Annotated in this window: 22 protein-coding genes; 13 read left to right on the top strand and 9 right to left on the bottom strand. The window is 63.3% G+C overall.

The annotated features are described in order from the left end of the window. Window positions 1–32: 32 nt before the first annotated feature. Together C4K39_RS13370 and C4K39_RS13365 are read right to left on the bottom strand one after the other, a co-directional pair. The gene (locus C4K39_RS13370; protein WP_124346642.1) at window positions 33–296 is read right to left on the bottom strand and encodes a hypothetical protein; all 264 of its coding nucleotides are present in this window, start codon (window positions 294–296) and stop codon (window positions 33–35) included. Window positions 297–316: 20 nt separating this feature from the next. Beyond that, window positions 317–1,273, bottom strand: a complete 957-nt coding sequence (locus C4K39_RS13365) for a helix-turn-helix transcriptional regulator (protein WP_053130521.1) — start codon at window positions 1,271–1,273, stop codon at window positions 317–319. A 180-nt stretch (window positions 1,274–1,453) separates the two neighbouring features. On the opposite strand from C4K39_RS13365, the gene C4K39_RS13360 reads away from it, so the two are divergent. The 5 genes from C4K39_RS13360 to C4K39_RS13340 all read left to right on the top strand — a co-directional run bounded on the left by C4K39_RS13360 (window position 1,454) and on the right by C4K39_RS13340 (window position 4,546). Further along, a complete protein-coding gene (locus tag C4K39_RS13360; protein WP_124346641.1) occupies window positions 1,454–1,891 on the top strand; it encodes a hypothetical protein in 438 nt (145 codons plus the stop codon). Between the two features lie 66 nt (window positions 1,892–1,957). Next, window positions 1,958–2,602, top strand: coding sequence for a hypothetical protein (locus C4K39_RS13355; RefSeq protein WP_053130527.1), 645 nt, complete (start codon window positions 1,958–1,960; stop codon window positions 2,600–2,602). Further along, a complete protein-coding gene (locus C4K39_RS13350; RefSeq protein ID WP_178083961.1) occupies window positions 2,580–3,248 on the top strand; it encodes a hypothetical protein in 669 nt (222 codons plus the stop codon). Before C4K39_RS13355 ends, C4K39_RS13350 begins: the two co-directional genes overlap by 23 nt. 306 nt (window positions 3,249–3,554) lie before the next feature. Next, window positions 3,555–3,869 (top strand): DUF2388 domain-containing protein, encoded by a 315-nt coding sequence (locus tag C4K39_RS13345; protein ID WP_124346639.1) that lies wholly within the window; start codon window positions 3,555–3,557, stop codon window positions 3,867–3,869. An 11-nt stretch (window positions 3,870–3,880) separates the two neighbouring features. Continuing rightward, window positions 3,881–4,546 carry a TIGR02466 family protein gene (locus C4K39_RS13340; protein ID WP_124346638.1) on the top strand — a complete coding sequence of 222 codons (666 nt, stop codon included), beginning with the start codon at window positions 3,881–3,883 and terminating at the stop codon, window positions 4,544–4,546. A 46-nt stretch (window positions 4,547–4,592) separates the two neighbouring features. Here C4K39_RS13340 and C4K39_RS13335 read toward each other — a convergent pair whose 3' ends face one another. Further along, window positions 4,593–5,042 (bottom strand): hypothetical protein, encoded by a 450-nt coding sequence (locus tag C4K39_RS13335; RefSeq protein WP_124346637.1) that lies wholly within the window; start codon window positions 5,040–5,042, stop codon window positions 4,593–4,595. A 280-nt stretch (window positions 5,043–5,322) separates the two neighbouring features. Between C4K39_RS13335 and C4K39_RS13330 the strand changes: the two genes are divergently transcribed. Next, window positions 5,323–8,817, top strand: coding sequence for an AAA domain-containing protein (locus C4K39_RS13330; RefSeq protein WP_124346636.1), 3,495 nt, complete (start codon window positions 5,323–5,325; stop codon window positions 8,815–8,817). Between the two features lie 186 nt (window positions 8,818–9,003). Continuing rightward, entirely contained in the window at window positions 9,004–9,567 is a 564-nt protein-coding gene (locus tag C4K39_RS13325) for a hypothetical protein (RefSeq protein ID WP_068583887.1), read from the top strand. Window positions 9,568–9,650: 83 nt separating this feature from the next. Here C4K39_RS13325 and C4K39_RS13320 read toward each other — a convergent pair whose 3' ends face one another. Further along, entirely contained in the window at window positions 9,651–9,785 is a 135-nt protein-coding gene (locus C4K39_RS13320) for an AraC family transcriptional regulator (RefSeq protein ID WP_083235946.1), read from the bottom strand. Window positions 9,786–10,669: 884 nt separating this feature from the next. Further along, window positions 10,670–11,389, bottom strand: coding sequence for a helix-turn-helix transcriptional regulator (locus C4K39_RS13315; RefSeq protein WP_083235944.1), 720 nt, complete (start codon window positions 11,387–11,389; stop codon window positions 10,670–10,672). A 161-nt stretch (window positions 11,390–11,550) separates the two neighbouring features. Here C4K39_RS13315 and C4K39_RS13310 point away from each other — a divergent pair, with 161 nt between their 5' ends. Then, the gene (locus C4K39_RS13310) at window positions 11,551–12,495 is read left to right on the top strand and encodes an alpha/beta fold hydrolase (protein WP_068583881.1); all 945 of its coding nucleotides are present in this window, start codon (window positions 11,551–11,553) and stop codon (window positions 12,493–12,495) included. A gap of 393 nt (window positions 12,496–12,888) precedes the next feature. On the opposite strand, the gene C4K39_RS13305 is transcribed toward C4K39_RS13310, so the two are convergent. Continuing rightward, window positions 12,889–13,800, bottom strand: a complete 912-nt coding sequence (locus C4K39_RS13305; RefSeq protein ID WP_022639884.1) for a LysR family transcriptional regulator — start codon at window positions 13,798–13,800, stop codon at window positions 12,889–12,891. A gap of 187 nt (window positions 13,801–13,987) precedes the next feature. On the opposite strand from C4K39_RS13305, the gene C4K39_RS13300 reads away from it, so the two are divergent. From C4K39_RS13300 to C4K39_RS13285, 4 genes are all read left to right on the top strand, one after another. After that, window positions 13,988–14,365, top strand: a complete 378-nt coding sequence (locus C4K39_RS13300) for a peptidoglycan-binding domain-containing protein (protein WP_164487281.1) — start codon at window positions 13,988–13,990, stop codon at window positions 14,363–14,365. A gap of 76 nt (window positions 14,366–14,441) precedes the next feature. Next, entirely contained in the window at window positions 14,442–16,133 is a 1,692-nt protein-coding gene (locus C4K39_RS13295) for a peptidoglycan D,D-transpeptidase FtsI family protein (RefSeq protein ID WP_124346634.1), read from the top strand. Between the two features lie 163 nt (window positions 16,134–16,296). Then, a complete protein-coding gene (gene mrdA, locus C4K39_RS13290; protein WP_124346633.1) occupies window positions 16,297–18,219 on the top strand; it encodes a penicillin-binding protein 2 in 1,923 nt (640 codons plus the stop codon). A gap of 41 nt (window positions 18,220–18,260) precedes the next feature. Beyond that, entirely contained in the window at window positions 18,261–20,603 is a 2,343-nt protein-coding gene (locus C4K39_RS13285; RefSeq protein ID WP_124346632.1) for a penicillin-binding protein 1A, read from the top strand. Between the two features lie 11 nt (window positions 20,604–20,614). Here C4K39_RS13285 and C4K39_RS13280 read toward each other — a convergent pair whose 3' ends face one another. The 3 genes from C4K39_RS13280 to C4K39_RS13270 all read right to left on the bottom strand — a co-directional run bounded on the left by C4K39_RS13280 (window position 20,615) and on the right by C4K39_RS13270 (window position 22,377). Continuing rightward, on the bottom strand, window positions 20,615–21,121 hold the full coding sequence (locus C4K39_RS13280; protein ID WP_068583868.1) for a GNAT family N-acetyltransferase: 507 nt from the start codon (window positions 21,119–21,121) through the stop codon (window positions 20,615–20,617). Between the two features lie 33 nt (window positions 21,122–21,154). Beyond that, complete coding sequence (locus C4K39_RS13275; protein ID WP_124346631.1) at window positions 21,155–21,727, bottom strand: HD domain-containing protein; 573 nt, start codon at window positions 21,725–21,727, stop codon at window positions 21,155–21,157. Window positions 21,728–21,819: 92 nt separating this feature from the next. Further along, window positions 21,820–22,377, bottom strand: a complete 558-nt coding sequence (locus tag C4K39_RS13270; RefSeq protein ID WP_022639877.1) for a helix-turn-helix domain-containing protein — start codon at window positions 22,375–22,377, stop codon at window positions 21,820–21,822. 171 nt (window positions 22,378–22,548) lie between these two features. Between C4K39_RS13270 and C4K39_RS13265 the strand changes: the two genes are divergently transcribed. Further along, window positions 22,549–22,878: a low molecular weight protein tyrosine phosphatase family protein gene (locus tag C4K39_RS13265; RefSeq protein ID WP_022639876.1), complete on the top strand. Its 330-nt coding sequence runs from the start codon at window positions 22,549–22,551 to the stop codon at window positions 22,876–22,878. Window positions 22,879–22,976 lie beyond the last annotated feature (98 nt).

Here is a 22,976-nt window from a genome sequence, read left to right as displayed (position 1 = left end):
GAACTAATCCGTTGCGCGGTCAACCGCCCCCCTCACTCTCCGCGCCCATGGGCCACGGCCAGTGCCAACAAGCGGGTGAAGTTGGCAATGGCGAAATACAGGTCATCCTGGGTGTCGCCATCCCACTCCTCCACCGCTTCGCGCTGGGCGGTCAACGTGGCGATGCGCGCCTCGATCTCGACGATTTCCGCCTCGCCACACTGCCGGGCGATGGCCTCCCAGGCGGCCTGGGGGATGTTCTGCTGCACAGAGAGGCCAGCCTTGGCCTCAGCGATCAGCGCAGTCAATTTGCTCATGGTTCGTCATCCTCAAGAGGCTAGGGCTTGCCGCGTTCCGCCCCTGGCGGGTGGCCGAAGTGGGCTTTATAGGCGTGGTTGAAGTTGGCGGGATTGGCATAGCCCAGGCGATAGGCAATCTGCGCCACTTGCCATTTGCCCTGGCGCAACAGGGTGCGGGCCAGTTCCATGCGCTGCTGGCGCAGGTACTGCAGCATCGACTGGCCGAAGACCTGGGCGAAGGCCCGGCGCAGGGTGGTTTCCCCCACGCCCAGTTGCTGGGCCAGGGCCTGGCTGCCGGGCGGCTCGATCAGCTGGGCGTCGAGCAGGCGCCGGGCTTCGTGGGCCAGGTCCAGGCGGCCGCGCACCGTCGGTGGTGGCCCGGGGCGCTGGCCTTGCAGGTGCGCCGCCAGCTCCACCAGCACCGCCAGGCTCAGGCTCTCCTGGTGCAGGCGCTCCAGGGCGCCCTGGTACGGCGACTGGTATAGCCGTCGCAGCAGGTTGCCCAGGGCCTGGCAGCGCTGGAATTCGCTGAAGCACATGCCGTCGTCCAGCAGGCCGAGCAAGGGTTGCAGGCTGGAGTCTTCCTCGGCCAGTTCGCGCAGGTAATGCCCGGCGATACGCAGCCCGGAGAGGCAGGCGTGGCTGCCGGCGGGCAGTTGGTCCACCGCTTCCATGGTCTCGCTCAGACCCAGGGCGTGGGGCGCACCGGGGGTGTAGTGGTTGAGCTGGCCATCGACCCGGTGCCGCCACTGGCCGTCGAGCACCTGGACGATGCACAGGCTGTCGGGCAGCACCTTGTGGATGCGCAGCGGCTCGGGAAATTGCAGGTTGCAGTCGAAGTACTGCACATGGGCGCGCACGGTGCGGGCGCGGTAGTGGCCGATGGCGCTGCCCATCACTCGGCGGGCAGTGGGATCGAAGACCCCGGCACGGGCCAGGGCGCCGGGCCGGTCGAAGCGAAATTGGGTGTCGAGATAGGGGTTCCAGCATTCCATCGGTAAAGCGTGTCCATGACTGCCTGGCGTGCGGTGGCCAATGGTAACCCACTCACACTTTGTCCATCGCCACTTGTGAGCGACGGCATTTTTAGTGTGCGCGACGGTCATAGTGCTTGGCAGCGCGGCCAGCGCCGACTTCAATAGCTGCCCCTTTTCAATTTCTCAGGAGCGTGAAGGATGCACTTGTATAGCCGATGGACGGCCGCATGGGCCATGGCGTTGGCCCTGGTGGCCGGGATGGCCGGGATGGCTCAGGCCGAGGAACGCCCGCAGGTGGCGGACAAGATGGTGGCCTACAACGGCCCGCACGGGGTGAAGGTCTGGACCCTGCGCATCGGCGAGCGCAGCGCCAACCAGGCGCTGGTGCAGGTGGAAGACGCCGACCACGACTGGAACATGCGCATCCAGAAGATGAACGTGGAACAGACCTCCCGCGACACGCGCTATTTCACCCAGGTCGACGGCCAGAAGTTCGTGGTGCTGGTGCTCCAGGAAGGCTATGGCGAGCTGCACCTGCCGGGCCAGGCCAAGCCGCTGAAGGTGGGTTATGACGACAACCTGTCCAGCTATGGCAATGCCCAGGCCTTCCTCAACGACTACCTCAAGGCGCAATGACCCTCACGCGGGCGAGCGCCCCCGCGCCGCCCGTGCTTGTTCCCTCCCCTGATCCAAGGCTCCCCCATGACCGATGCCCAACACCCCGATTCCGCCCTCCCGCCCATGGCCGAGCATCCCCAGGCCGCCCAGCGCCAGCGAGTGATCGCCGAGCTGCAACAGGTGATCGAGCGCGTGCCCGAGCAGAGCGAGTTCACCAACACCCGCCGCTACCAGGTGTTCGGCCCGTTGCTGACCCTCGCGTCCCTCGGCGCCCTGGCCCTGGGCCTGCACCAGGGCAAGACCGGCCTGCTGCTCTGCGGCCTGTTCCTGACCCTGCTGTTCGCCGTGGTCAGCTGGCAGCACCGCAACGCCGGCCAGCAGGTCTTCATGCGCCTGACCCGGCGCCAGTTGTTCGCCGAGCCGTTGAGCGCGCCGGTCAACCTCACCGACGTGGTGGACATCCAGGTCAAGGACGAGCTGTTGCAAACCCTGCAACAACTGACCCTGCGCGCCGACGCCCCGCTGCCCAGCCATCGCCCGGTGCGCCAGCTGTTCGGCAACCAGGCTGTGGCCCTGCGCGACCCGCAACCGCAGATCCGCATCCACTCCGCCGGCCTGATGCGCGCCGGGCAAAAACTCAGCGTCGATGACATCTCGGCCCTGCTGGACGCCTACTGCCAGGCCGCCAACGCCCAGCAGCAACTGGATGAGCTGCAAGGCCGTGGATAACGCCGGCAAGGAAGCGCTGCTGGAACAACTGCAAGTGGCCGCCGACGGCCCCCAGGGCCAGTGCGAGATTCATGAGCGCTGCCTGGGCCAGGCGGCCCTGCTGGCCCTGCTCTCGGTGCTGTTGCTGGCCATCGGCGGCTGGTTGGCCAGCCTGCCCACGGCCTGGCAGTTGCACTCGGCCCAGCTGTTGTTCTGGGGGCCTGGCGCGCTGCTGCTCGGCGCCGGGCTCGCCGGCCTGATGGGTGCCGAGGCCCTGCGCCGGCGCCACGGCCAGCGGGTGCTGGCACTGAGCGCCGACAGCCTGCAATTCGCCAACGCCGCCGAACCCACGTCCTGGACCTGTTTCGATGCCTTCGAACTGGAGCAGCGCTACCTGAGCCTGGCCGTGGTGTTCTCAGTGAGCGCCGGCCAGCGCGCGCCAGAGCTGTCCCCGGCCGGCTTCAAGGCCCTGGCCGCGCCCAACGCCCGGAGCGTGGCGGCGGGCATGCGGGTCCGCCTGTGGCTGTGCAATCCCATGCTCAACGGCCAACGCCTGGGCTTCGAAGACCTGACCGACCTGCTCTACGCCTACCTGGAGGCGGCCCAGGCCCGCCGCACCCTGGGCCAGCTGTTCCCTGAGGTGCAGCGCTTGGGCGCCAGGCCATAGCCCCTACCCCGACTGAAACCGCTACCGCACCCCGCCGCTGCTCTACCAGCAGAGGCGGCGGTGAACGCTCAGCCAACAGCGCTGAAAATAGGCGATCCGGCACTTAATTCGCCGCGCCGCTGCGGCGGTTTCCGATAACCAATTCCTGGCTGTTGAGGGCAACTTGAAAGTTGCCTGCAAAGTTCAAAAAAGACCCGCCCATCGCACTTTTTAACAATCTTTAGCAAAAGCCCTGAGGTTGCCGAAGGTTACCCGTTGGTAGGGTTCACCCCCGAATTTAACCCCAACTTAACCTTCGTAGATCCAATGAAACGGCCAAACTTTCCCCGCCTGTTATGTGTTGTTTGCGGCCTGATGAGCATGCATGCCCACGCCACCAGTTTCGTCATGACCACCGATATTTCGGTCAGTCTCACCATGAGTGCGTCCAAAGGCACTAGCGGCTCGTTCAAGGACGACAAGATCGTGCTGGCGGCCAAGGATGACGCAGCGGCATTCGTTGCCAGTGACGGCGATATTCGCGGGGTCCGCATTGAAGCGGCATTCGCCAGGATTCGCCAAGTAACGGGGGACTCGCAGCTCTCGGACCTGCAACTAGCCAGAGCCATCCTGGCGCTTTAAATGGAATTTACATGCCTCTTGCCAACACCCTCGTGGACCCGCAACTGATCAATATCCGCCATCTGTTCGCCACGCCGGTAGCGAGCCTGCGCCACCCCGATGCCCAAGCGCTGAATGTGCAACTCAAGGCCCTGATCGACAGCCGCATGGCCCAGGACCTGTGTGGCGCGCAGCACAGCAACGACGGCGGCTGGCAATCGCCGAGCGATTTCAACCTCTGGGGAGGCACGGCTTGCGAATCCCTGGTGCAATTCGCCAAGGACTTCGCCAGCCAACTCACTGCGGTGCACAGCGAACAATACGGCCTGGTCGAACCCAACTTCGAGTGGAAGATCAACGCCTGGGTCAACGTCAATCAAGCCGGCCATGCCAATGCGCTGCATGGGCACCCCGGGGCATTCTGGTCCGGGGTCTATTGGGTCGATACCGGCGGGCGCGAAGAGCAACTGCAGGTGGGAGGCGATATCGAATTCATCGACCCCAGGGGCATGATCGCCTCGACTTACAACCCGGCACTGCGCATGCGCATCAAGGACTGTTTGGCTGCGGGCTTTGGCATCACCCAAGTTCCGGAAAGTGGCACCTTCCTGATGTTTCCCTCATGGCTTTTGCATTCGGTGCAACGCTATTCAGGCAACCGGCCAAGAATATCCATCGCTTTCAACTTCGGTGTTTGAAACAACGTGCGATTTAACCGAGTTGATCGGCAGGCAGATGCAACTTTCAGGCAGTAGGTCGCGCGATATTCAAACGATAAAAAGCCTCGTCCAGCGTCCGCAAAAGACTCGCCGGCGCTGCCGCAAAAAGCTCCCGTAGCGCTTCGGTAACACGGTCATCGCGTTGCCCGCAGGCCGCAAGTGCCTCGACTGCGGCGCGAGGCACCAGGGTGGCGCGGGTCGCGTCGCACAAAATCGCCCACCGCCCTGTCGGGTACCACACCGCAGCAAACACCGCTGTTCCACGCTCCTCGTGCTGGCGGGCATTGGGGTTGCCGCCCACGTCCTGCAAGAGCCTCGGCAGCGCGTGGGGGCTGCTGACGAAAGCATGCTCCAGGCTGGCGAACTTGTGCGCCGCCAGGGTGTGACGGCGCCAGGCACAACATACATGGGCGGCGCCGAACTCCAGTGATTCGCCGGGTATTTCACGGACCTGGGTCCAGGATAAAGCGGTCATTGGCGGCTCCTTGCGTGGTATCCAGCACCCTGCATTGCTCCTGCCAGAAGCCTAGCTGGTTTCGATCAGGCCCAGCTAACCCCAGAGCGAGTAATGGCAACCATCAGCATCATGCAAGTGATTGTCCATCAAGGGGCGATGATGCCAATATGCCTTTACGCTAAAGGCCTCAGCAATTGAGAGTTTTAGTGAAACGCTAGGTACTTGCCGATCTTGGCCATACACCACAACATTTTCCTCGACCGCTACAGTAAGTGCCGGTCTGTATTGAATCAGGACGATGAACGAACACGCACTGAAACTCGCCACCTACTGGCGAAACTCTCTGGCCGACGCAGAGAACGGCAACGGCGCACTGGACGCCAGCCAAGCCGAAAAACTCATCGAGGTTCCAAACTGCAACGTGTCGAGCGGACGCCTGCCAGTCGAGCTCGCCGAAATGCTGTTCATGGGTGAGCCGCAAACGGCTGCCACGATCAAGGTCACCCTGCGCCCACTGGTGTACTACCAGCGCCTGGAACACGGCAAGGCTCGCAAGGACATGCCGGCAGTGGTCACACCATTGGTCTGTGATGTACTGGTTACCAGGGACGGCCGCTTATACCCGACCTCCCGAGTACTCCTTCCCCGCGACATTCTCGAACCACTGGACCAAGACAATTTCACCATTGGTACCCAGGCAGACCTGGATGCATTCCTGTCCACCGAGGAGGTGCCCTGCTTCGAACCATTGGCTGCAGAGCAGACGCAGGATGAGGAGGAACATCACGCCCAGTGGCGAACCTACCTGCACTTTTGCTGGAAAATGCTTCGGACCGTCAGCAATGGCTGGAAACATAACCAAGACAGCCTGATGCATGCCAACCACGGCTTGTTATCCAAAGAGGACAAGCCGAGCGGTTTCAGCCAAAACATCGTGCGTCTCTACGACTACCTGCGCCACCAAAAACCCAAGGCACAGCTGTTCGAGCGCTTTGCCCAACACACTCCTTCTCTCACCGAACCCTGCCTGGCACCACACAGTGGCTTTGCCGTACGTCTTGCCCACGCTGGCGATGAATACGCCCTGGCTTCGGCCCAGCGGGACGCCTTGACCCATTTGCTGGTTGGCGAGGCAGGCGATGTATTAGCCGTCAATGGCCCTCCCGGTACGGGCAAGACCACCTTGGTGCTGTCAGTGGTAGCTTCCTTGTGGGCTCGAGCAGCGCTGGCCGGTGGCGATCCGCCAGTAATCGTCACCAGCTCCACTAACAACCAAGCCGTCACCAATATCATCGCCGCCTTCGGCAAGGACTTCGCTCACGGCTGCGGCCCGCTCGCCGGGCGCTGGCTGCCAGAGATCAAGAGCTTCGGTGCGTATTTCCCCAAGGCTTCAGCCGAAAAGGATATGTCGAACGCCTATCAGACCCAGGCCTTTCTCACCGGCCTGGAATCACCGGCGTATCTCGAACAGGCCCAAGCCCAATACCTGGCAAAGGCTATCGAGGCCTTTCCCGACGCCCAAGAGCCTGGTGTGCGCGATGTGGTCGAACGGTTGCGTGAACAGATCCAGGTTCGCCACCAGCAACTGCTCGGTATCGAACAGGCCTGGCCCGCTCTGGTTGCCGCGCGGGAGGCCGTTATGATGGAGCTTGGACCCACTCCCCAAGCTACGATTGCGCAACGCGAACTCTCCTGCGATGAGCAGCGTCAGCAGCTCTGTGCCGCACAACAGCGCTTGAAAAACTTTCGGCATTACCTAGCCCACGAATCGCTGTTCTATACCTTGTTCAACTGGATCGGACCGGTGGCCGCCAAGCGGTTGCGCCTGGCCAAGCTTCAATTGGCCGAGACCGACCCGTTACTCCAAGGCGCTACAAGTATCGCTGAGATCGAAAACTACCTGACGTCTGCCGAGGCCGTTGCGCTTGCCACCCTTGCCGAACGTGAAACACGTCTACGCCTCGGCCAACAATTGCTGGCCACAGAGCAACGCGAACTGGCGACATGGCGGTTGAAGATCGCTGTACTGGCGCAAGCCAGTGAAAAGCCGGCAGCGCAGGTCACTCTTGCCGAATGCGATGTCTGGGCCGACACCTCTGTGCGTTTCGAAATTTTCCTCCTGACCACCCACTACTGGGAGGGTCGCTGGCTAATGGAGCTTGCCGAAGACCTTCCGACGATCCTCAAGCGAAGAGGCAAGAACGGCGCGAAGACCATTGCCGGCAACTGGCGGCGCTGGATGAAGCTAACACCCTGCGTAGTCGCGACCTTCTTCCGCTTGCCGGCCGAACTACTGTGCAAACGTCACGAGAATGGCAACTTCGTCGATGATTACCTGGTTGATTTCATCGATCTGTTGATCGTCGATGAAGCTGGCCAGGTCCTGCCCGAAGTGGCCGCCCCATCGTTTGCCCTCGCCAGGCAGGCATTGGTAATCGGTGATACCCAGCAGATCGAGCCAATATGGTCGATCCCGACCAGCGTGGATATCGGTAACCTGGCCAGCGCCGGACTGGTGGAGCGAAGCCAGGTAAAACACGGCTATGCGGCTTTCTGCAACGGCGGCCACAGCGCGGCCAGCGGCAGTGTCATGGCTGTAGCCCAAAGTGCCAGCCGCTACCACTACGACCCTGAGCTTGCGCGCGGCATGTACCTGTATGAGCACCGCCGTTGCTACGACTCGATCATCGCCTTCTGCAACGCCCTTTGCTACAAGGGCAAGCTGCAGCCGCGTCGGGGGCAGAAACCTGCCGGCGGACTACCCGGACTCGGCTACTTGCATATCGACGGTCTCTGCCGACAGGACAATCAGGGCAGTCGCGAGAACCTGCTCGAGGCACAAACCATCGCCGCCTGGATTCAGGCCAATGAAGCCCAGCTCAGGCAACGTTACGGCAACAAGGAGTTGTGCGAGATCGTCGGGGTGATCACGCCTTTCAGTGCTCAAGCGGCCACCGTCGCGCAAGCCTGCGCAGCCCTTGGTATCCGCGCAGGCAAGGGCGCAAGTGAAATCACCGTGGGCACGGTGCATTCGTTCCAGGGTGCCGAACGGCCAGTGGTGATTTTTTCGGCGGTGTATTCCAAACACGACGACGGTGGCTTCATCGATCGTCGGGAGAGCATGCTCAATGTGGCGGTTTCCCGAGCCAAAGACAGTTTTCTGGTGTTTGGCGACATGGACCTGTTCAGCCAGGTGCCACCTGGAAAGCCACGTGGATTGCTAGCTCAGTTCCTGTTGGCAAACCCAACCAATGAGTTGCAGTTCGCCTACCAGCCCAGAGAGGATCTTGGTACTGGCCTGAGTCATCTACATGAATGGGTAGAACACGACGCATTCCTGGCACAAACATTACGGACAGCACGCCAGCAGGTGCAGATCGTTACGCCCTGGGTCCGGCTGCGTTGTCTGCACAGCACCGGTGCTTTGGCGCACATGCGCGATACGGTACAGCGTGGAGTACAGGTGGAGGTCTACACTGACCTGCTACTCAATACCGAGCCCACTCCCTCGAATCCCGGCGGAGATCCCAAGAAAGTGCAGCAGTTCCAGTCAGTACTAGCCGAACTCAAGGCTCAGGCCATTCAGGTGCGCGTGGTGAAAAAGGTACACAGCAAACTATTGATGGCTGATCAGGAATTGCTATGTGTAGGCTCATTCAATTGGCTGAGCGCCCAACGCGAGGGAGACTTCGTGCGCCATGAAACCTCCATGGTCTATCGCGGCAAGGCTGTCCGGGATGAGATCGAGGTCAATCGCAACAGCTTGGCGAAGCGGGTGACACCCTACACGTAAGCTGGCGAACTGGCCGGTTCGATCAACGTTGTACATATAAGAATTTCAGAGCGCTATAGCACTCGCCTGAGGTCGAAAGCTCCCGACTGCAGATGGCAGCCATCACCAAGAGCTGAAGCCTCAAAGTAGGTGAATTACAAAGACCACCGAACAAGGGACAGTTCAAATGTTAACGGGAAAAACCACGTGAGCTCAGCTACGGACGAATACTCCATAGAGAAACACAAACACCTCTATGCCAAGTGGTGCGCAGCCTCCGCATACGGTCGCGGCCTGAGCGGTGGAGGCAACGTCTTGGCTTTTAATCTCATAGAGAGCAGTGGGCTAGCCCAAGTAACCGGACCAGAACATATCGAACAGGACGTCGACAAATGGCAAATGAATTTCATGAAGAAGATCGAGACCGAGGCAACACGTTTGGGAGTAACCAAATTCTCCTTCGGCCATGCCCATAAACTAGTCAACATCTATTTGAAAACCATGCTGGTCTGCGGCGGCCACCATCAACATCCAAGAGTTGCCCTGATCCATCCTCCTCTGGATTACGAACTCTTCAAGGGACTGCGCAGTTACTTATGGAACAACCGTTCAACACTGGGCAAGGCACGCTTAGCCTTCAACTCCGCGCAAAAGCGCAATCCACGATGGACCAAGTTCTCCGAGGCGGACTACACAGCACACATAGATGCCATCAAGCTACTGATGGCCGACAAACCTCTCTATTTGGTCGAGGAGCACTGGAAGCTATAAGCAGGCCAGAAACCGAACCGCTTGACCGCCAACCCTGGGCACTCCAATAGAAGCTCTGGAACGAAGCTGCCATCAGCGGCTCGTCACCCTCCACCCAGTACTGGCACCTGCCTGAAACGCTTCTGGTAATCGCCCAGCGACAGGCCGGTCTTGCGCTTGAACAGGCTGCGAAAGGTGCTGAGATCGTTGTAGCCCACCTGCTGGCAGGTCTGCTCCATGCTGAGCTAGTCCGGTTCCGGCAGGCGAAAGCCCAGGGCCAGGGTCGCTTCCATGCGGTGCTGGGCTTGGGCCACCAGCTTGTCGCTGTGGCCGTGCTCGCCCAGCAAGTTGGCTTAGGGCGCCTAGCCGATACGGTTGGTCTCGAACAGCAAGGGCTTGGCGGTGGCGCTGACCAGAGGCGCGCCGCGAGTTTTCCACCAGGCGGATCGCCAAGTTCAGGTAGGACGTAACGGCCCCGGCGCAAAACAGGCCTTCCTGCTCGATGAGGAGCAAGCGTAACCGCAAGTAACGCCGGGCAAAATCACCGGTCTGGGCCCAGGGGGGGTGGCGTATCGGCTATCGAGCAGGCCGGCCTCGGCCAGCAGGAAGTTGCTGGTGCAGTAGGTCGCCAGCCAGGCGCCCTTGGCGTGCTGGTGGCGCAGCGCCTTGATCAGGGCCTGGACCAATGTCCGGTTGCCGATTGCGAAACTGCACTCCACTTGACCACCTGATTGCATCGGTACTGACCGCTCGATTGAATTGCACTTGACCAGGCGTTTGCATTCGGTCTGACAAGCGCGCTTAGTCACCATGATCGACTGAGAGCTGCGCGTTGTGGCGGTGGCGACAGGCAGAAATCGGCCAAAAGCGGACCTTGAAAGCAATTACAATGTGAGTCCCCTTTACCATCTTTTAGCAGCCACGCCAGCGGCCGCCATTGGGGTTATAGAGGGGTCGTTTGCAAAGAGTGTGGACTTACGTAAATGGCCTTGCTGCCGTTCGTACAGTGCGCGGTGAGTGACACTGAAGAGTCCAAATTGCTGATTTCCGGCACTGCGGCTAACGTCCGCTGCTTTAGTAGGTGCGGATATAGCGGTTAGATGTTGCCTCATATTCAGAAACACTAGTGCTGTGAATGATCCAGAGGCCGGACACCATTATCGAAAACGACGTTTCGTTTTCGAAACGTCGTTCCCTCGATACAGTGCGGTTTTCTGATCCGGTCCATGCGGAAATGCCGGAAATCTTCACGTGCAGGATCCCAGGCCACCAGATACCAGAGTGGCGGCAGAATCAACATCGCTTGCGGCTCAACTACACGTGTGCTGCTTTCACCTTTCGCATCGCGGTAATTGAACCGCAGATGCCGGTGCTGAAGAAACGCTGCCTCGAATTCCGGAAGCAAGGCAGGGTCCATTGTTCCGATACTGGATCTGTCTACCTGCGGGGCAAGTTCGCCAATGTACAGGCAGTCCAAAAAATGCCGCAAATCCCGAATTTTGTCTGACGGCAGTGCCTTTTCAATCTTTGCAAGCCCGGTATCTGCAATGCTTGAAAATGGTAGATTTCCCGCCGCGCGCATAGATGCCACGCTGATCAAAAGCGCAAAAACCTCGATCACTGAAAGACGTGGCGCGGTCTGGACTGAACGAGGGTCAAGCTGCAGCCCGCCGCCGCGACCTGGTTCAGAGCGAATGACAAAACCCTGTTCTCGCAACGCATTAATGTCACGTAGCAGCGTGCTGCGGGATGCCCCTACCTGTCCTGCGAGCTCGGCAATGGTTGATGATCCGTTGCGACGGAGACTGCGTATGATGGCTTCTTGTCGAAGGCGAACATTCATTTTCTTTGGATCAATAATCAAAGGTTTCAGATTTTGACACCTTTACCTCGTAGTTTACGAGTGTCGACGCCAGCTGAATGTCTGGCTCGAACCCTCGGACCTACCGGCATTCAGTGCTGCACCACTGCCTGATTGCCCATCCAAACCCAAAAGGAAGATGAATGTTTAACTCCAACGGCTTTCCCCAGCCCACTTTGATATCGGTAAACGGCGTTGAATTGGAGGTTTTTGAAGCCGGAAAAGAAAACTTTGGAAACCCGATCGTGCTTTGTCACGGCTGGCCGGCGCATGCCTTTTGCTGGCGGTATCAATTGCCAGCACTTGCAACCGCGGGCTATCACGTCATCGTGCCGAACCAGCGTGGGTATGGCAATTCTGCACGGCCGACTGACGTGACCGCATATGACCTCGCACATTTGACTGGCGACCTTATCGCGCTGCTTGATCACTTCGGATACGACGATGCCGTCTTTGTCGGCCATGATTGGGGCGCTAATGTTGTCTGGGGTACGGCGTTACTGCATCCAAACCGAGTGAGCAAGCTCATCGCGCTCGCACTTCCCTATCAGGAACGGGGTGATATCCCGTGGGTGGAGCTGATCGAAAACATCATGGGGCCTGATAACTACATGGTGCATTTCAACCGGAACCCTGGAGTGGCGGATGCGATCCTGGATCGAAACAGGCAACAGTTCCTTCGAAATCTGTATCGCAAGAATGAACAAACACAAGCACCCGACCTAGGAATGGCAATGATCAACTTGGCTGAGGCTGAGGCTGATACCGGAGAGCCGCTCATGACAGATGCCGAGCTGTCTGTCCTCGACGCCGCGTTCGAGGTCTCTGGCTTCACGAGCAGTATCAACTGGTATCGAAATCTAGACCGCAACTGGCATCTCTTGGCGGACGTAGACCCGATTGTTCCTCACCCCGCCCTAATGATCTACGGGGACCGCGATACGATACCCAAGTCCCCCAATCTGAGTGACTTTGTGCCAAACGTTGATGTTGTCAGTCTGGACACAGGCCACTGGATTCAGGAAGAGAAGCCAAAAGATACAACCAAGATAATTCTGGATTGGTTAAAGCAGACGTCTGCAAGCTGACCCTCAAAAGAGCAACAACTCATTTGCGCCCTCTGTCATGACTGGAGGGCGCATACGAACGCTGAAGGAAAAACGCTGGAGAGCCGACCTTTTTCGTCACTCCGCCGCCTCGAAGTGAATCGCCTCTGATTTCATAGACGGGTGCGAATGTCTGGCTTTTGCCAATTAGCCAATTCTGAATGACGAAAGCGGGTCGTTCTCTGTCGGTCGTCACTTCGGCGTGTGCTGGTCAAGTCGAACGCAAACGATTGCTCAATTGCAATGCAAATGGGTGGTCAAATCCATGCAATTACTCACCGATGAAGGCGGCCATTTCAGCCACGAACGGTGCGATCCGCGGCGATGCTCTGGCCCGAGCCGGCGCGCTGCCGATGGGCCTGTCGCCAGGCCTCCTCACTGCAAAAAGAAATGCTCCTTGATGCAATCCAGGATCAGCGCCTTGACCACCTGCATCGCTTCATCGTGCTTGCTGCCCACGCGCATGCCGATCTCCAGCTCGTAGGACGGCATCGGCACGGGACAGGGAAAGGTTTGCAACGAGGTGATCCGCGCCATCGCCCGGGCGGCGTGGGTCGGCACGGTAGTGATCAGGCTGGAGCCCACCAGCAGGAACGGCACGGCGGCAAAGTGCGAGGTCGAGACCTTGACCGTGCGCTTGTAGCCGGCGGCGTTCAGCCCCTCGTCGACGATGCCCACGTAGCCGGCCGAGGACACCAGCAGGTGCGGGCGCCCCGCGTAGTCTGCGGCGCTCTGGGGGATCGAGTTGTGGGCATCGGCGATACACAGGTAGTTGCCCCGGCCCAGGCGGGTGCGGGTCACCAGTTGGGATGAGAAGCCGCCGGCGCTGATAGCGATATCGACCTTGTGGCCCATGAGCATGTCCTGCACCACGCCGCTGTGGGTCTGGCGGAAGATGATCCGCAGCCCGGGCAGGCGCTGCTCCACCGCCGCCAGGATCTGTTGCCCGAGGGCGATCTCGCTGTCGTCGGAAAGGCCGATGGTGATGGTCCGGCCACGGGTCTCCCGGCCGCCCACCGACAGGCTCAGGGCCAGGCGGCAACGGTCGATGGCCTCGCCGATCAGCGGCGCCAGCTCATTGGCCCGGGTGGTCGGGCGCAGGCCACGGCCGGTGCGCTCGAACAGCGGGTCGCCGTAGATGTCCCGCAGGCGCCCGAGGGCGGCGCTGACCGCCGGCTGGGTGACCCCAAGGCGAATGGCGGCCCGACTGGCCCCGCCCTCCTCGATCAAGGCAACGAACACCCGGAGCAGGTTGAGGTCCACCGCCTCGATATCAACTGGATTCATATCAGATAGCCCATATAGCGCATTGCTCTATATTCTAGCCTTCTTAAAATGTCCCCCCATAACCTTTTATCGCCCACTAAGCGATTGAGCGGTAAGGCTTTTCAAGCGACACAGGAATATCCGCAGCCGGTGCAACCCGGGCCCGATGGGCACCAGGAAAGGCACGGCGGATACCAGGGGACTAGACATGAAACAGCATGCCAAGCACGGCGCAGCCCTGGCGGCCTTGGCCCTGCTGCTGGCGGTGCCTGCCGGGGCGTTCGCGGCAACGCTGACGAGCCAGGAAGCGGGAACGGATACCGCCGCCCCCTGCTCAGCGCCCGAGCCACACTGCATGCAGGAGGCCCCAGGCTCGGCATCCGGCCAGCAGGTCATCAGCCAGTTGCAACGGGCACTGGCCGCACGGGACTACTACCAGGGCCTGGTCGATGGCGTGGCGGGTGAACAGACCGCCCAGGCGATCTTCCTGTTCCAGATGGACTGCGAGTTGCCGCTGACCGGCAGCCTCAATGCCCGAATCCTCAAGTTACTGCACATCCCCAGCCCTGCCTGGTTAACCGAATGACGCCACGGCTGGACCCGCCGTGTACGACCTATTCAAGCCATCGACTGCCCGCCGCGGGCCTGCAAAGCACTGCCCCATGACTCCAGCATCAACCACCCGCCAGCCCTGGCGCTTCAGCCTGGCCGTGGCCATCGTCGCCGGCATGGCCCTGGCGATCTGCGCGCGGATCATCCAGCTGCAAGTGACCGACAAGGCCTTCCTGATCAAGCAGGGCGACGCCCGCAGCCTGCGGCACATCGGCCTGCCCGCGTACCGGGGGCTGATCACCGACCGCAACGGCCAGCCGCTGTCGGTGAGCACCCCGGTCACCACCTTGTGGGCCAACCCTCGGCAGTTGCTCGAACAACGCGCGCATTGGCCGGCCCTGGCCCAGGCCCTGGAAATCCCGCCAGTCCGCCTGGAGGCCTTGCTGCTGGGCAATCGCCACAAGGCGTTTCTCTACCTGCATCGACGCCTGGCACCGCAAGTCGCCGAGCGCATGTTGCAACAGGTGCAAGCGCTCAAGATCGACGGTGTGCGCGCCGTGCAAGAGTCGCGGCGCTTCTACCCAGCCGGGGCGACGGCGGCCCATGCGGTGGGTTTCACCGATATCGACAACCGCGGCAGCGAGGGCATCGAGCTTGCCTATGACCCACTGCTGCGCGGGCACGATGGCTTGCAACGGGTGCTGAAGGATCGGCGTGGGCAGTTGATCCAGGACCTGGGCGTGTCCCGTCCGGCTCGGCCCGGCCAGCCCCTGGCGCTGTCCCTGGACCTGCGCTTGCAGTACATCGCCCATCGCGAGCTGCACCAAGGCATCGAGGACAACGGCGCCGACGCCGGCAGCGTGGTGATCCTCGACGTCAAGACCGGAGAAATCCTCGCCCTGGCCAACCAGCCCAGCTACAACCCCAACAACCGCGCGCAACTGAGCCCGGCAATGATGCGCAACCGCGCCGTGGTGGACGTGTTCGAGCCGGCCTCGACCATCAAGCCATTCTCGGTAGCAGCGGCCCTGGAAAGCGGGCGCTGGAAACCCGGCGACAGCGTGCACGTCGACACCGGCACCCTGAAGGTCGGCCGCTACACCATCCGCGATGCCTCCAGGACCGCCGGCCAGACCCTGGACCTGACCGGAATCCTGGTGCGTTCGAGCAACGTGGCGATCAGCGAGGTGGCCTTCGACATCGGCGCGCCACGCATCCATGACCTGCTGCAACGGGCGGGCCTGGGCCAGGCAACGGGCCTTGAATTTCCCGGCGAACGGCTCGGCGTGCTGCCCAACCGGCCAACCTGGCGCCCGAGCGAAACCGCCACCCTCGCCTACGGCTACGGCCTCTCGGTCAGCGCGGTGCAACTGGCCAGGGCCTACGCCACCCTGGTCAACGGTGGCGTCCGCCTGCCCTTATCGCTGCTGCGGCTATCGGCGCCGCCCAAGGGCGTGCAGGCCATGGCGCCGCAGGTGGCCAACCGCGTGCGGGACATGCTGGTGCAGGTGGTCGAGGGGCCGCGGGGTATCTACCGGGCGCGGGTCGCGGGTTACCAGGTGGGCGGCAAGAGCGGCACGGCGCGCAAGACCGGCGCCGGAGTCCAGGGCTACCTGGCGAGCTCCTACCGGGCGGTATTCGCCGGTTTCGCCCCGGCTGCCGCGCCGCGCTACGTGATCGTGGTGGTGGTGGACAACCCGCGCCAGCACGGTTTCTTCGGCGGCCTGGTAGCGGCGCCTTTGTTCAGCCGGATCATGGCCGAGACCCTGCGCCTGAACCCGGTCGCCCCGGACCCGGGCTGAGGCCAGCCCATGTCCATGCCCATGCTCGTGCGCATCCGTCCACCGCCACGGCCCGCCGCGCTCCAACCCACGATCGTGGTTGCCCCCGGCGACCACCGCCAATGTTCCCCACGCTGGCCGGCCATCCGCCTGGCCGGTCACTGCCCAGCCCCAAGAGTCTTCGATGCCAGAGCACACCCCCTTCCACGATCAGGCCGACAACCAGCGGATCGTCAACCGCCGCATCATCGCCAGCGCCGTGCTGGTGATCGTCCTGACCTGCGCGCTGGTGGGCCGGCTGTACGTCCTGCAGGTGACGCAACACGACTATCAAGTGGCGGTGTCCGAGAAGAACCGTATCCACCTGCGCCCGATCCCGCCGCCCCGGGGCCTGGTGTATGACCGCAACAAGGTGCTGCTGGCGGGCAACGTGCCGACCTTCAACCTGTTCCTCACCCGCGAGCGGGCCGGCGACGTGGCGACGGTGATCGCCCGCCTGAGCCGGATCCTCGGCCTGGACGCCGGGCAACAGGCGCGAATTGCCAAGCTGTTGCAACGCCGTGGGCGGGCCTTCGAGCCGCTGATGCTGCTGCCGGACCTGAGCGAGCGGCAGATCGCCCTGATCGCGGTGAACCAGTTCCACCTACCGGGGCTGGACGTTCAGGCGCAGTTCTCACGGGTCTATCCCTTGGGGGAACATTTCGCCCACTCGGTGGGTTATGTCGGGCGGATCAACGAACAGGAATACTCGCGTCTCGACCCGGCCAAGTACCTGCGCAGCCAGTTGATCGGCAAGACCGGCATCGAGCGTTTCTATGAAGAGGCGCTGCATGGCCGCATGGGTTACGAAGAGGTGGAGACCAACGCCCAGGGCCGGGTCATGCGGGTACTGCGCCGCCAGCCGCCGGTGCCCGGCCAGGACGTCGTGCTGAGCCTGGACGTGCGCTTGCAGGGCGCCGCCGAAGCGGCCCTTGGCGAACGCCGGGGCGCGGTGGTGGCCCTGGACCCGGACACCGGCCAGGTGCTGGCCATGGTCAGCCGCCCGAGCTTCGACCCCAACCCCTTCGTCAAGGGCATCGGTGCCGGGGCCTATGCCGCCCTGCGCGACTCCGCCGACATGCCGCTGTTCAACCGGGTGCTGCGCGGGCTCTACCCGCCCGGCTCGACCATCAAGCCCATGGTGGTGGTCGCCGGGCTCGACAGCGGCGTGACCACCCCGAGCCAGCGGGTGTTCGATCGCGGCTACTACGAACTGCCCAACTACCGGCACAAGTACCGCAACTGGAATCGCGGTGGCGATGGCTGGGTGGACATGTACGACGCGATCATGCGGTCCAATGACACCTACTTCTACGACCTGGCGCACAAGCTGGGCATCCGCCGGCTGCACGACTACCTCAGCGAGTTCGGCCTGGGACAGCGGGTGTCCATCGACATGTTCGAGGAGTCGCCGGGGCTGATGCCATCCCCGGAGTGGAAACGCGCGACCCGCCGCCAGGACTGGTACCCCGGGGAGACCCTGATCCTGGGGATCGGCCAGGGCTACATGCAGGTCACCCCGCTGCAACTGGCCCAGGCCACCAGCCTGATCGCCAGTCGAGGGATCTGGCACCGGCCGCACCTGGCGCTGTCGGTCGGCGGCCAGGCCCTGGCCGACCCGCAGCCGCTGCCGGACATCCGCCTCAAGGACCCGCAGACCTGGGACCAGGTCACCCAGGGCATGCAGATGGTCATGCATCACCCGCGCGGGGTCGGGCGCCGGGCGGCCCGTGGCGCGCAGTACCGGATCGCCGGCAAGAGCGGCACCGCCCAGGTGGTGGCGATCAAGCAGGGCGAACGCTACAACCGCGCCAAGACCCATGAACGCCACCGCGACAACGCCTTGTTCGTCGGTTTCGCCCCGGCCCAGCGCCCGGCCATCGTGGTCGCCGTGATGATCGAGAACGGCGAGGCCGGCGCCCGGGTGGCAGGCCCGGTGGTGCGCCAGGTGATGGACGCCTGGCTCTTGGATGACAGCGGTCGGCTCAAGGCCGAGTACGCCGTGCCGGCCGCCGGGGAGCAGGCGGTGCTCGGCGAACCACGGCGCGCCGCCAGCGCAACCCTTTGAGGCCCATGCCGGGCCCATCGCCAACCGCAGTCGAGGAACCTTTGATGCGACTACTGAAGAACCTGGGCTGGTGTGCCCTGGCCATCGCCAGCCTGCTGGTGCTCGGCGCCAGCGGCACCTACCTGTACCTGCAACCGCAACTGCCCGATGTGGCGACGCTCAAGGACGTGCAGATGCAAGAGCCGCTGCAGATCCTCAGCCACGAGGGCAAGCTGATCGCCGAATTCGGCGAGATCCGCCGGATTCCCATCGCCAACGCCGATATTCCCGATGACTTCCTCGCGGCCTTCATGGCCGCCGAGGATGGCAACTTCCGCCAGCACGCCGGCGTCGATCCCTCGGGGCTGCTACGCGCGGCCCTGGAGCTGGCCAGGAGCGGGCATGTGCGTTCCGGGGGCAGCACCATCACCATGCAGGTGGCGAAGAACTTCTTCCTCAGCCAGGAGCGGACCTTCTCGCGCAAGCTGACCGAGATCCTGCTGGCCTTGCAGATCGAACGCAGCCTGTCCAAGGACGAGATCTTCAACCTGTACGTCAACAAGATCTACCTGGGCAAGCGCGCCTACGGCATCGCCGCTGCCGCGCAGGTCTACTACGGCAAGCCGGTGGCGCAACTGACCCTGGCCCAGACGGCGATGATCGCCGGCCTGCCCAAGGCGCCGTCACGCTTCAACCCGATCAACAACCCGGCCCGGGCCAAGCAGCGCCGGGACTGGATCCTGGGGCGCATGCACGAGCTGGGCAGCATCGATGCCGCCCGCTACCAGGCAGCCCTGGCCGAGCCGCTCACGGCCCGCTACCACGCGCCGGAACCCGAGGTGGATGCGCCCTACGTGGCAGAGATGGCCCGGGCGCAGATGGTCGAGCGTTTCGGCGAACAGGCCTACACCCGTGGGCTGCAGGTGGTGACGACGGTCACCGCGCCATTGCAGGAGGCGGCCAACAGCGCACTGCAAAAGGGCTTGAAGGTGTATGACCGGCGCCACGGCTATCGCGGCCCCGAAGCCCAACTGCGTGGCACGCCGCGGCCGGACTGGCCACAAGCGCTGCAAGCCTACCCGCCCCTGGGCGGCCTGAAGGCCGTGGCGGTGACCCAGGTCCTGGACCAGAGCCTGGTGATCGTCGATGGCAGTGGCCGGGAACACGCCGTGCCCTGGTCGACCATGGCCTGGGCCCGGCCCTTCATCAGCCACAACGCACTGGGCCGCGCCCCGGCGCGACCGGCCGACCTGATCAAGGTGGGCGATGTGATCCGCGTCGAACAGCAAGATGCACAGCGACTGGCCTTCAGCCAAGTGCCCAAGGCCCAGGGTGCGCTGGTGTCGGTGGCAGCGGAAGATGGCGCGATCCGCGCGCTGGTGGGCGGCTTCGACTTCCAGCAGAGCCACTTCAACCGGGTGCTGCAAGCCAAGCGCCAGCCGGGTTCGAGCTTCAAGCCCTTCATCTACGCCGCAGCGCTGGACAACGGTTTTACCCCGGCGAGCATCGTCAACGACGCGCCCATCGTCCTGGGCCCCGACTACGCCGGCCCGGCCTGGCGCCCACGCAACGAGAACCGCACCTTCCTCGGCCCGATCCGCTTGCGCGAGGCGCTGTATCGCTCGCGGAACATGGTCGCGATCCGCCTGGTGCAGGCCATGGGCATCGACCCGACCCTCGACTACATCCGGCGCTTCGGGTTCGCCGCCGACGATCTGCCGCGCAACCTGTCCCTGGCCCTGGGCACGGCCTCGGTGACGCCCATGGAGGTGGTCGCGGCCTGGAGCGTGTTTGCCAACGGCGGCTACCGGGTCACGCCCTACCTCATCGAGCGCATCGAGGACCGCAACGGCCAGCTACTCTTCGCCGCCAACCCGAGCTGCGCCCCCAGCCTGCGCAATCCGGCGCCAGCCGCCGTGGCCGAACAGGTGGTGGACGGCCGCACCACCTACCTGCTGACCAGCATGCTCCAGGACGTGATCAAGCGCGGCACCGGGCGCGCTGCCGCCGCCATGGGGCGACCGGACATCGCCGGCAAGACCGGCACCACCAACGACGCCAAAGACTCCTGGTTCACCGGCTACAACGGCGACTACGTGACCAGTGTCTGGGCCGGCTTCGACCAGCCGCAAAGCCTGGGCCGCCGGGAATGGGGGGTGACCATCGCCCTGCCGATCTGGATGGATTACATGGGCCAGGCCCTGGCGGGCAAGGCCCCCTACTCGCAGCCCGAACCACCGGGCATCATCACCCGGCGCATCCACCTGGAAGATGGCACGGCCGCGCCCGCGGACGCCGCGCACACGGCCATGGAGCTGTTCAAGAGCGAGAATGCACCGACGCTGGAGAGTACCGCGCCCGCCTCGAACCCGGCCGTGGAGCGCACCTTGCAGGAGCTGTTCTGAACCCCACGCCCCTAGCCCTGGGCCTCGAAACCCGGATGAAAGCGCACTTCACCCTCCGGGCAGCGGCCCTGAAAAGCCAGCGCCTGGAAGTACTCAGGGGGCACCCCGGGCAATACCGGTCCTTGCCCGGCCTTGAAGCCGAAACGTGCGTAGTAGGCCGGGTCGCCCAGCACCACGCAGCCGGCGGCGCCCTGCTCCTGCAACTGCGCCAGCAACTGGCGGATCAAGCGTGAGCCGATCCCCTGGCCCTGGCGCTCCGGCACTACCGAGACCGGCGCCAGGCCAAACCAGCCGGGCTCGCCACCGCTGAAGACCACCGGGGAGATCGATCCATGGCCGAGCAGTGCATCGCCCTCCTCGGCCACCAGGGACAGGGTCAGCGCGCCGGCACTGCGCAGCGCGTTGACGATGTACTGCTCGGTATGGCTGGAGTGAGGCGCATCGCGAAAGGCTTCGCGGGTCAGCTGTTCGATGGCCGGGATATCGCCGGGACGTTCGGCGCGCAGGATCGGGTTCATGGGCTGCGGATACTCTCTGCAAGGGGCCGGCGCTCAGCCGGCCGCGTCGATGTGGCGCCGCGTGTCGTGGTCGATCTGCTCGCGCAGGGCTCGGAACAGCGGCGTGGCGCTAGTGTAGCGGCGGCCGTAGTCGAGGTTGAAGCGGTAATCGAAATCCGCCGGGTTACGCCCCTGGTTGTGCTGCACCAGGGTCTCCAGCTTATCCAGGGCCTTGACCGCCTGGGCCTCGGCCGAGCTGGCATTCTCGTATTCGTCCCACAGGGCCAGCAGGCGCTGGCGGGCCGGGGCATCGAGGCAACTGGCGAGGGTCTGCAGGTCTTCGCGTTCCTGCTGGCCCTTGTCCGGGTGGGCCGCCTGCTGCACCGCCGGGATGTCGCCATGAAGGGCTTCGCCCAGGTCGTGGACGATGCACAGCTTGAGCACTTGCAAAAGGTCCAGCTCGCCCAGCTGGTCTTCCAGCAGCAAGGCCATCAGGCACAGGCGCCAGCTGTGCTCGGCGGTGCTTTCCTGGCGACCGCTGGAGGTGTGGGCACTGCGCAGTACGTCCTTGAGGCGCTCCGCCTGGCGCAGGAATTCGAGGCGACCACCGAGGAGTTGATCGTTCATGGCTAAACCTGGATGAAATGACAGCCCAGCCTAGCCGGCCCGGATTCGACAGGCCACGGATAAAATATCCGTGGCGCCGGAGCAGGCTGGAGTCAGAGGGTTTCCACCAGCCGCACCGCGTTGCCGTCGGACAGGTTCAGGCGGGTCCAGCGGCACTGGCTGGCCGCGATGGGCACGATGGCCGAATCGTTGTGCCCGCTGAAGAACTCCAGCGCCGGGGGCGCTAGCACTTCGCGCCAGCCAAGATCGTCGAGGGCCCTCTCCTTGCGCACGATTTCCTCGGTGCAAAAGCCCCACAAGGATTGCCCCAGCAACTCGCTCAAGGGCACGCCGAACTCCCCGGCACGGGTAGGCGAGCAGGCCAGCAGGCGGTGGGTCAGGTCGCAGACCAGGTGCACCGCCCGCGGGCTGTCGTTCACCAACCGGGCCAGGGCCTGGTCGGCGGCGGCGCTGAGGTTGGCCGCCAGCAGTTGCTCCAGCTTGGCGCGCTCGCTGGGTTCCATGGCTTGCTGGCCGTTTTCCCAGCGGGAAATGCTCGACTGCGCCACCCCGAACAGCTCGGCGGCGTGCTGTTGCTTGACCCGGTGCAGCAGGCGCCAGCGGCGCAGGGCCAGGCCCAGGTGCGGGGAAGTGAACAAGGATGCGGACATGAAAGCGACAGGTCCCGGCTGGAAAGACGCGATAGTTTGCCCGGGGCCGCAGCCTGCCGGCAAATCGGCCTGACCGAGCGCACCAGCGCTGGACAAGCGGGCCGAAGCCGCGAAAACTCTCGGCCCTCGCCCGCCATCACGGCGGCACCATCAGCCAGGGAACCCGGCAGAATGCTCAATGTGTTGTTCGTTTGCAGCCAGAACAAGCTGCGCAGCCCCACCGCCGAACAGGTGTTCGCCGATTGGCCGGGGATCGTCACTGCGTCCGCCGGGCTCAACCACGATGCCCAGGTGCCCCTGGGCCCGGAGCTGGTGCAATGGGCCGGGCTGATCCTGGTGATGGAAACCCGGCACCGGGAAAAACTGCGCAAGCGCTTCAAGCAGCACCTGCACAAGCAACAGGTGGTGTGCCTGAACATTCCCGATGACTACGAGTTCATGGACCCGCAACTGATCCAGCTGCTGCAACAACGGGTGCCACCCTTCCTGCCCGAATCCTGACGGCCGCTACGCGCCCGTGCGCAGCCTGCGGCAGCGGCTACACCAAACCTGCCGCGAAGCTGCGACAAGGCCCGCAGGGCCTTCAGCGATCGACCGTG

Source organism: Pseudomonas sessilinigenes (genome assembly GCF_003850565.1).
GTDB classification, from domain to species: domain Bacteria; phylum Pseudomonadota; class Gammaproteobacteria; order Pseudomonadales; family Pseudomonadaceae; genus Aquipseudomonas; species Aquipseudomonas sessilinigenes.
Note: the sequence above shows the minus strand (reverse complement) of the source record. Positions and strands in the feature narration are given on the sequence as shown.

Bases quoted from the DNA above. Each gene is read 5' to 3' on its own strand.
- C4K39_RS13300 (WP_164487281.1), top strand. From the start codon at position 13,988: ATGAAACAGCATGCCAAGCACGGCGCAGCCCTGGCGGCCTTGGCCCTG.
- C4K39_RS13360 (WP_124346641.1), top strand. From the start codon at position 1,454: ATGCACTTGTATAGCCGATGGACGGCCGCATGGGCCATGGCGTTGGCC.
- C4K39_RS13365 (WP_053130521.1), bottom strand. From the start codon at position 1,273: ATGGAATGCTGGAACCCCTATCTCGACACCCAATTTCGCTTCGACCGG.
- C4K39_RS13305 (WP_022639884.1), bottom strand. From the start codon at position 13,800: ATGAATCCAGTTGATATCGAGGCGGTGGACCTCAACCTGCTCCGGGTG.
- C4K39_RS13270 (WP_022639877.1), bottom strand. From the start codon at position 22,377: ATGTCCGCATCCTTGTTCACTTCCCCGCACCTGGGCCTGGCCCTGCGC.
- C4K39_RS13275 (WP_124346631.1), bottom strand. From the start codon at position 21,727: ATGAACGATCAACTCCTCGGTGGTCGCCTCGAATTCCTGCGCCAGGCG.
- C4K39_RS13315 (WP_083235944.1), bottom strand. From the start codon at position 11,389: ATGAATGTTCGCCTTCGACAAGAAGCCATCATACGCAGTCTCCGTCGC.
- mrdA (WP_124346633.1), top strand. From the start codon at position 16,297: ATGCCAGAGCACACCCCCTTCCACGATCAGGCCGACAACCAGCGGATC.
- C4K39_RS13280 (WP_068583868.1), bottom strand. From the start codon at position 21,121: ATGAACCCGATCCTGCGCGCCGAACGTCCCGGCGATATCCCGGCCATC.
- C4K39_RS13370 (WP_124346642.1), bottom strand. From the start codon at position 296: ATGAGCAAATTGACTGCGCTGATCGCTGAGGCCAAGGCTGGCCTCTCT.
- C4K39_RS13320 (WP_083235946.1), bottom strand. From the start codon at position 9,785: ATGGAGCAGACCTGCCAGCAGGTGGGCTACAACGATCTCAGCACCTTT.
- C4K39_RS13330 (WP_124346636.1), top strand. From the start codon at position 5,323: ATGAACGAACACGCACTGAAACTCGCCACCTACTGGCGAAACTCTCTG.
- C4K39_RS13335 (WP_124346637.1), bottom strand. From the start codon at position 5,042: ATGACCGCTTTATCCTGGACCCAGGTCCGTGAAATACCCGGCGAATCA.
- C4K39_RS13350 (WP_178083961.1), top strand. From the start codon at position 2,580: ATGAGCTGCAAGGCCGTGGATAACGCCGGCAAGGAAGCGCTGCTGGAA.
- C4K39_RS13355 (WP_053130527.1), top strand. From the start codon at position 1,958: ATGACCGATGCCCAACACCCCGATTCCGCCCTCCCGCCCATGGCCGAG.
- C4K39_RS13345 (WP_124346639.1), top strand. From the start codon at position 3,555: ATGAAACGGCCAAACTTTCCCCGCCTGTTATGTGTTGTTTGCGGCCTG.
- C4K39_RS13295 (WP_124346634.1), top strand. From the start codon at position 14,442: ATGACTCCAGCATCAACCACCCGCCAGCCCTGGCGCTTCAGCCTGGCC.
- C4K39_RS13310 (WP_068583881.1), top strand. From the start codon at position 11,551: ATGTTTAACTCCAACGGCTTTCCCCAGCCCACTTTGATATCGGTAAAC.
- C4K39_RS13265 (WP_022639876.1), top strand. From the start codon at position 22,549: ATGCTCAATGTGTTGTTCGTTTGCAGCCAGAACAAGCTGCGCAGCCCC.
- C4K39_RS13340 (WP_124346638.1), top strand. From the start codon at position 3,881: ATGCCTCTTGCCAACACCCTCGTGGACCCGCAACTGATCAATATCCGC.